The 7,303-nt window shown below is 73.1% G+C and carries 8 protein-coding genes; 3 read left to right on the forward strand and 5 right to left on the reverse strand.

The annotated features are described in order from the left end of the window. Positions 1–183 precede the first annotated feature (183 nt). From VGW35_21935 to VGW35_21950, 4 genes are read right to left on the reverse strand one after another with little or no spacing between them, the layout of a single operon-like run. Positions 184–1,119 carry a TIGR03619 family F420-dependent LLM class oxidoreductase gene (locus VGW35_21935; GenBank protein HEV8310333.1) on the reverse strand — a complete coding sequence of 312 codons (936 nt, stop codon included), beginning with the start codon at positions 1,117–1,119 and terminating at the stop codon, positions 184–186. A gap of 39 nt (positions 1,120–1,158) precedes the next feature. Further along, positions 1,159–1,887 (reverse strand): CoA-transferase, encoded by a 729-nt coding sequence (locus VGW35_21940; protein ID HEV8310334.1) that lies wholly within the window; start codon positions 1,885–1,887, stop codon positions 1,159–1,161. 29 nt (positions 1,888–1,916) lie between these two features. After that, positions 1,917–2,879 (reverse strand): CoA-transferase, encoded by a 963-nt coding sequence (locus VGW35_21945; GenBank protein HEV8310335.1) that lies wholly within the window; start codon positions 2,877–2,879, stop codon positions 1,917–1,919. 16 nt (positions 2,880–2,895) lie between these two features. Beyond that, a complete protein-coding gene (locus VGW35_21950; protein ID HEV8310336.1) occupies positions 2,896–3,156 on the reverse strand; it encodes an ABC transporter substrate binding protein in 261 nt (86 codons plus the stop codon). A gap of 130 nt (positions 3,157–3,286) precedes the next feature. On the opposite strand from VGW35_21950, the gene VGW35_21955 reads away from it, so the two are divergent. From VGW35_21955 to VGW35_21965, 3 genes are read left to right on the forward strand one after another with little or no spacing between them, the layout of a single operon-like run. Next, positions 3,287–5,662, forward strand: coding sequence for a xanthine dehydrogenase family protein molybdopterin-binding subunit (locus VGW35_21955; protein ID HEV8310337.1), 2,376 nt, complete (start codon positions 3,287–3,289; stop codon positions 5,660–5,662). Further along, positions 5,659–6,528 (forward strand): FAD binding domain-containing protein, encoded by an 870-nt coding sequence (locus VGW35_21960; protein ID HEV8310338.1) that lies wholly within the window; start codon positions 5,659–5,661, stop codon positions 6,526–6,528. Before VGW35_21955 ends, VGW35_21960 begins: the two co-directional genes overlap by 4 nt. Next, the gene (locus VGW35_21965) at positions 6,525–7,007 is read left to right on the forward strand and encodes a (2Fe-2S)-binding protein (protein HEV8310339.1); all 483 of its coding nucleotides are present in this window, start codon (positions 6,525–6,527) and stop codon (positions 7,005–7,007) included. Before VGW35_21960 ends, VGW35_21965 begins: the two co-directional genes overlap by 4 nt. A gap of 10 nt (positions 7,008–7,017) precedes the next feature. On the opposite strand, the gene VGW35_21970 is transcribed toward VGW35_21965, so the two are convergent. Beyond that, positions 7,018–7,303, reverse strand: a 286-nt coding sequence (locus VGW35_21970) for an MFS transporter (protein HEV8310340.1), incomplete at its 5' end; no start/stop codon positions are given.

Raw genomic sequence — 7,303 nt, forward strand, 5'->3', positions numbered from 1 at the left:
GTCTCGCCCTCCTCCTGCCGGCCACGCCGGCCTCGGCCCGGGTCTACCTGCCGCGGCCTCCACCCCGGCCGCCCCCGCCGTTCAGGACCCCGCCGTGGGCGCCTCGGCGCCTCGACCCCTGGCGCTGCGCCTCAGGGTGGGCTATCGTCCCTCGGCGAGCGCTTGCCGATCTGAGCGGCACGCTCAGAGCTTCGGCAAGACGTCCTGCGCGATCCGCTCGAGCTGCTCCGGCTGGTAGCGGTAGGGGATGAGGATGATCCGGTGGACGCCGGTGGCGAGGTGGGCGCGGAGCTGGCTCACGCACTCGTCCACGCTGCCGTGGATGGCGTGGTCGATGGTCGATTCGCTCCAGGCCGCCACGTCCCACTCCGTCTGGAGCCACTGGCGCATGGGCGCGGCGGTCTCGGCGCGCGACGCGCCGACGTAGATCGCGAGCTGGTTGGTGGCGGTGAGGGCCGCCGGATCGCGGCCCGCCTCGCGCGCGTAGGCCTGTACCTTGGCCCAGCTCCGGGCGAAGCTCTCGGGGGTGTAGAAGTACGTGAGCCAGCCGTCGGCGAGCGTGCCGGCGCGCCGGAGCACGGCCTCGACGTAGCCGCCGATCAGGACGGGCGGCCGCGGGCGCTGGGCCGGCCGCGGCACCATGACCGCCTCCCGGAGGTTGAACTCGTCGACCCGCCGCGTGACTCGGGGCTCGGTCCACAGACGGACCAGGATGTCGAGGTTCCGCTCGAACTGTCGGCCGCGCTGCTTGAAGGGCACGCCCACCGCGTCGAACTCGCGCGCGTACCAGCCGGCGGCGACGCCGAGGATGAGCCGCCCGCCCGAGATGAGATCGAGGCTGCCGAGCGCCTTGGCCGTCACCACCGGGTTGCGGAGCGGCAGCACGAGGATCCCGGTCCCGAGCCGGATCCGACTCGTGCGGGCCGCGATGGCGCCCAGGATCGTGATGGAGTCGAGGATGGGGAAGGCCGGCTCCACCCCGAGCAGGATGTGGTCCCAGGCCCACAGCGACTCGAACCCGAGCGCCTCGGCGCGCTCGGCGTAGGCGAACAGCGCGCGCGGCTCCGGGATCTCTCCCGGGCCCACGAAGTTTCGAATGGCGAGGCCGAAGTCGCTCACCGGCCTACCTCCAGGCGACGTGCATGGGACCCGGGCCGGTCAGCCGAGGAACTGGCGCGCAGGATCGAGCTCCCGCAGGAGCCGTAGCTCGTCCTCGGTCGGCGGCGCCGTCGTCCGCAGGGGCTCGGCCACCGGGAACTCGAAGCCGGTGCTGGCGCGCACGTCGTCCACCGTCACGCCGGGGTGGACCGCGGCCAGGCGCATGCGCCGGCTCTCCGGCTCGAAGTCGAACACCCCCAGGGTCGTCACCACGCGCGACACCGCGCCGAAGAGGAGGCCGCTGCGCTCCCGGGCGTCGCCGCCGCCGAGGTGCCCGGGACTGGTGACGAAGTCCACCTTGGCCACGAAGCGCCGCCGCTCGTGGACGGTCAGGATGATGACCTGCCGGCAGAGCGAGATGATGTCGTTGGCGCCGCCGCTGCCGGGGAGGCGGACGCGCGGCCGGTCGTAGTCGCCGATGACGGTCGTGTTCAGGTTCCCGTACGGATCGATCTGGGCCCCGCCGATGAAGCCGACGTCGAGGAACCCGCGCTGGGCCAGCAGGAACACGTCGGTGATGGCCGGCAGCGCTTGCGCCCGGTAGGCGGCGCGCATCTCGTTGGTCGAGATCGGTAGCCAGCCCGGCTTCCAGTGGGGGCCGATGATGCCGCCCTCGACCACCATGGTGAGGTGCGGGGCGTGCGTCCGCTGGGCCAGCGCCGTCGCCAGCATGGGGGCCCCGACCCCGGTGAACACGGTTTGGTGGTCGGCCAGCTCGCGGGCCCCCATCACGGCGAGCAGCTCGGTGGCGGTGACCGTCACGTGGTCAGCTCGTGTCCGCGGCGATCGGCGTCGGCGAGGGCCGCCGCACCGAACCGCTCCAGGTACTCCGCATGCGTGGCCGGTCCGTAGACGAACCGCTCGAGGTACTCGGCCACCGCCGCCGCTCCCCGGGCCTCGATCGCGGCCACGTACTCCGAGAAGTGGGCCACCTCGGCGTCGTAGCGGCCGTAGCATTCGTGCGGGTAGGCGCCGTAGGGGACGGGGACGAGGGCATCGACGATGAAGCCCGGGATCACGGTGCGATCGGGGTGACGCCGGATCTCGTCCTCGTCCACGATCTCCTCGGTGGTGACCAGGACGGTGGTGGCCGCGCGGGCGATGTCGGCATCCATGTGGGGATACCCGTCGATCTGGCAGTTGCCGAAGCGATCGGCCCGCTGAACGTGGAGGAGCGCCACGTCGGGGAACAAGGCCGGCACCGCGTGGAGGGTCGCCCCCGTGTACGGGCACGTCACCGTCTTCGCGCCGCCGACGCCCATGAGGTCGGACCCGAGCATCGTGAGGGCCGGCACGAACGGCACGCCCATGGCGGCGGCCCGGTAGCGAAGCCCGAGCGCGAGGTGGCTCCACTCCTCGATCGGCACCCGGCCGGACTCGACGTACTCGCGGACGATCCGCGACAGCCCCCACGGGAGCCCGATGCCCATCCAGGAGGTGACGACCTTCTCGACCGCGCCGGCGACCATGCACCACTCGCCCTCGTAGCACATGAGGTTACGGGAGATGGTGAGGCCCCGGGGCCGCCGGCGGAGGAGCGCCCAAATCAGGGCCAGCGGCGTGCGGCTGTAGAGACAGCCGCCGAAGGCGACGTGGCTTCCGTCGGCGACGCGGGCGACCGCGGCCTCCAGGGTAGCCAGCTTCTCTCCAGCCGACTTCGCCTTGGCCTCGAGCCGGCGCCGGGCCGCGCGGAAGTCCACCTCCCGGTCTATCGCTCCCATCAGCCCTCAGGCTGGGTCACTCGATGACCACGTTCGCTCGCACCAGCACCGACTGGGGAAACGTGAGACCCAGGGCCTTCGCCGTCTTGCGGTTGATCGCCAGCTCGAGCTCGGTGGGCTGCTCCACGGGGAGATCGGCAGGCCGGGTCCCCTTCAGGATCTTGTCGAGGTAGCCGATCCGGTAGATCTTCCCCGCCGGCTGCGCGTCGGCGGCGCGCGGCGTCGCGAGGACGCCGAGCATCATCAGGCCGATGAGGACGAGTGTTGAAGCCGTCATGCTTCCTGGGCCCCAGCACCGGGGGCAAATCACGTGCGCGCTCGCCGGCGGGATTCGTTTACTCCCGGACGATACCGTGGCCCGCTCCTGAGTGTCAATTCCCCATTTGACAAGGCGCACCGGATGGTTCATGACTTCCGACGGTGAGGACGTGATGGGAGCCCGCTACTTCGGGGCGGCCGTCAAGCGGCGCGAGGACCCGCGTCTGCTCCGTGGCGAAGGGCGCTTCGTGGACGACATCAAGCTGCCCGGCCTGCTCCACGCGGCGTTCGTGCGGAGCGTCCACGCCCACGCCCGGCTCCGCGCCGTCCGCACTGACGAGGCGCGGCGGCTCCCCGGCGTGATCGCCGTCTTCACCTTCGACGACCTCGCGCCCTGGATGAAGCCGCTGCCGCTGTTCGGCGCGGTCCCGCCCGGTCTCGCGGCCCGCGTCGCGGTGACGCTGAAGCAGATCCCCCAGCGCGCGCTGGCCCGCGACACGGTGCGCTACGTCGGCGAGATCATCGCCATGGTGGTCGCCGAGAGCCGCGCCCTCGCCGAGGACGCCGCCGAGCTGGTCTCCGTGGAGTACGAGCCGCTCCCGGTCGTGACCGACCTGGTGGCCGCCGCCGAGCCGGGGAGTCCGCTCATCCACGCCGAGTGGGGCGACAACGTCGCCGTCTTCTTCCCGACGGGGTTCGGAGACCCCGCCACCGTCTTCCGCGAGGCGCCGGTCCGCGTCGGCGAGCGCTTCACCATCCAGCGCTACGTCGGCATGCCGATCGAGACCCGGGGCGTGCTGGCCCAGTGGGACGCCCGGGACGGGAGCCTGACGACCTGGAACGGGACCCAGGTCGTGCACTTCGTCCAGCAGGGCCTGGCGACCGCGCTCGAGCTGCCGCCCCACAAGGTCCGGGTGATCGCGCCGGACGTGGGCGGGGGCTTCGGGACCAAGGCCAATGGCTACCCGGAGGACCTCCTGGTCCCGCTGGCCGCCCGGCACTGCCGGCGGCCGGTCAAGTGGACCGAGGACCGGCGCGAGCACATGATGGCCGCCGCCCACGCGCGGGGCCAGGTCCACGACATCGAGATCGCCGCCACGCGCGACGGCCGGATGCTCGCCGTGCGCGATCGGATCTGGATGGACCTCGGCGCCTACAACAGCTGGGGCATCGTGCTGCCCTACAACACGGTGGCCCACCTCCTGGGCCCGCACCGGGTGCCGAACCTGGCCGTCGAGTGCCGGGGCGTGGTAACCAACAAGACGCCGAACGCGCCCTACCGCGGGGCCGGCCGGCCGGAGGCGGTCTTCGCCATGGACCGGATCGTGGACTGTCTGGCCCGGGGGCTTCGGATGGACCCGGCCGAGCTCCGACGCCGGAACTACCTCACCGCGGCCGACATGCCATACGAGCTCCAGATTCCCTATCGCGACGGGAACCCGCTGATCTACGACAGCGGCGACCACCGGGCCACCCTCGAGGCCGCGCTGGCCGCCGTCGGGTACGACGCCTTCCGCCGGGAGCAGGCCGATCTTCGCGCGCGCGGGATCCATCGCGGGATCGGCATCTCGGGGTACGTCGAGGGGACGGCCATCGGGCCCTTCGAGGGCGCCACCGTCCGGCTCGACGCCTGGGGCCGGGCGCTGGTGGCAACCGGCGCCGCCAGCCAGGGCCAGGGGCACGAGACCTCCTTCGCCCAGATCGCCGCCGACGCGCTCGGCATCCCGCTCGACTGGGTGACCGTGGTGGGCGGCGACACCGCCGCCATCCCGTTCGGGGTCGGCACCTTCGCGAGCCGGAGCGCGGTCAACGCCGGGACGTCGATCCACGCGGCGGCCGGCCGGGTGCGGGAGAAGCTGGTCGCCGCGGCAGCGGCGCTCCTGGAGGCGGCACCCGCGGACATCGAGATCGAGGAGGGCGTGGTCTCCGTGCGCGGCGCGCCGGCCTCCCGGCTGCCGCTGGCCCGGGTGATCCAGCAAGCGTTGCCGACCTTCGCCCGGCCCGGCCCGGTGGCGCCCGATTTCGAGGCGACCGCCTACGAGCACCAGCCGACGGTCACCTACACGAGCGCCGTGCACGTCGCGTGCGTCGAGGTGGACGTGGAGACAGGCGCGGTGCGGCTTCTCCGCTATGTCGTCGCCCACGACTGTGGTCGGGTCATCAACCCTCTGATCGTGGAGGGGCAGATCCACGGCGGCGTCGCCCAGGGGGTCGGCGGGGCGCTGCTCGAGGAGATGGTCTACGACGGGCAGGGCCAGCTCCTGACGGGCTCCTTGATGGACTACCTGGTGCCGACCGCCGCCGAGCTGCCTGACATCGAGACCGTCCACCTCGAGTTCCCGTCGCCACGGAACCCGCTCGGGATGAAGGGGGTTGGCGAGGGTGGCGCCATCTCGCCGCCGGCGGCCATCGCCAATGCGGTCGAGGATACGCTGGCGCCCTGGGGGGCGCGGGTGACGCGCGCCCCCCTCAGCCCGGCCGTGGTGCTCGCCATGCTGACCCCGAACACCGCCGCGCGCCCGTGAAGCCGGCCCCCTTCGACTACGTGCTGGCGCGGAGTGCCGCCGAGGCGCTCGACCACCTCGGGCAGGTGGGCGCCGACGGCAAGGTCCTGGCGGGCGGTCAGAGCCTCATCCCGACGCTGAACTTCCGCCTGGCCCGGCCGCGCCTCCTGGTGGACATCAACGGCGCGACGGAGCTCGCCGGCCTTCGCGAGGCCGACGGCACGCTGACCGTCGGGGCGCTCGTTCGCCAGCGGACCCTCGAGCGCTGGGCGCGTACCCGGCTGCCTCTCTTCGCGGACGCGCTGCCGCTGGTCGGGCATCTGGCGACCCGAACGCGCGGCACCGTCGTCGGCAGCCTGGTCCACGCCGACCCGGCCGCCGAGCTGCCGGCGCTTTTGCTCGCCTGCGACGGGGCCGTGGTCGCCCGCGGCCGCGCCGGGGAGCGCGTGATCCCGGGCCGCGACCTCTACCGCGGCCCGCTCACCACCGCGCTTGACCCGGACGAGCTGGCGACGGAGGCGCGCTTCGCCCTGCCCGGCGACGATGCCGGGTGGGGGTTCGCCGAGGTGGCCCGCCGGCACGGCGACTTCGCGCTGGCCGGCGCGGCGGCCCTCGTGTGGCGCGATCCGGCGGGACGGGTCACGCGGGCGCGGCTCGCCTTCTTCGGAGTGGGCGGCACGCCCGTCCTGGCCGGGGTCGCCGAGCGCGTGCTCGCCGGCGAGACGCCGACGCCATCGCGGATCGCGGAGGCGGCGCGCGCCGCGGCCGCGACCCTCACGCCGGAGGCCGACCTCCACGCGACGGTGGAGTACCGCCGGCGGGTGGCCGCCGTCCTGGCCGAGCGCACGCTCGCCGCCGCTGCCGGGCGAGCCCGGCTTCCGCGATGACGCGCGCGATCCGCTGTCGCGTCAACGGGCGCGCGGTCGCGGGCGAAGCCGAGCCCCGGACCTCGCTGGCCGACTTCCTGCGCGAGGGCCTCGACCTCACCGGAACCCACGTCGGGTGCGAGCACGGGGTCTGCGGAGCGTGCACCGTCCTGCTCGATGGCGAGCCGATCCGGAGCTGCCTCATGCTGGCCGTCCAGGTCGACGGCCGGGAGCTCACGACGATCGAGGGGCTGGCTCCCGCCGAGGGGCTGCACCCGCTGCAGGCCGCCTTCCAGGACAAGCACGGCCTCCAGTGCGGTTTCTGCACCCCGGGGATCATCCTCACCGCCTACGCCTATCTCCAGGAGCATCCGGCGCCCAGCCGCACGGAGATCCGGGAGATGCTGGCCGGCAGTCTCTGCCGGTGCACCGGCTATCACTTCATCGTGGACGCCATCGAGGCTGCCGCCCTGGAGCTCAAGGGAGACCCGACCCCTTGACCTGCCTCGGTCAGGGAGCGCGGGGAAGCCCCCGGTAGGTCTCCGGCGCCAGCCGCGCGAACAGGAGGGCCACGAGGCCCAAGAGCGCGGCGGTGGTGGCCAGGGCGGCGTTGACGTCGAAGAGATCGGTGATCAGCCCGAGCGCGATCGGGCCCACGACGTAGCCGACGTCGCTCAGCATGCGGAAGGTGCTCATGGCGGCCGCCTGCATCCCGGCCGGCGCCACATCCGCGGCATAGGCGGCGGGCGCAGCGCCACCCACGCTGATGGCCGCGCTCCAGATCACGCACCCGGCC

It is taken from the genome of Candidatus Methylomirabilota bacterium, from assembly GCA_036005065.1.
Classification (GTDB): Bacteria; Methylomirabilota; Methylomirabilia; order Rokubacteriales; family DASRDR01; genus DASYQW01.

Excerpts from the sequence above, each read along its gene's own strand:
- VGW35_21940 (HEV8310334.1), bottom strand. The coding sequence starts at position 1,887 with ATGGGGGCCCGCGAGCTGGCCGACCACCAAACCGTGTTCACCGGGGTC.
- VGW35_21945 (HEV8310335.1), bottom strand. The coding sequence starts at position 2,879 with ATGGGAGCGATAGACCGGGAGGTGGACTTCCGCGCGGCCCGGCGCCGG.
- VGW35_21950 (HEV8310336.1), bottom strand. The coding sequence starts at position 3,156 with ATGACGGCTTCAACACTCGTCCTCATCGGCCTGATGATGCTCGGCGTC.
- VGW35_21955 (HEV8310337.1), top strand. The coding sequence starts at position 3,287 with ATGACTTCCGACGGTGAGGACGTGATGGGAGCCCGCTACTTCGGGGCG.
- VGW35_21965 (HEV8310339.1), top strand. The coding sequence starts at position 6,525 with ATGACGCGCGCGATCCGCTGTCGCGTCAACGGGCGCGCGGTCGCGGGC.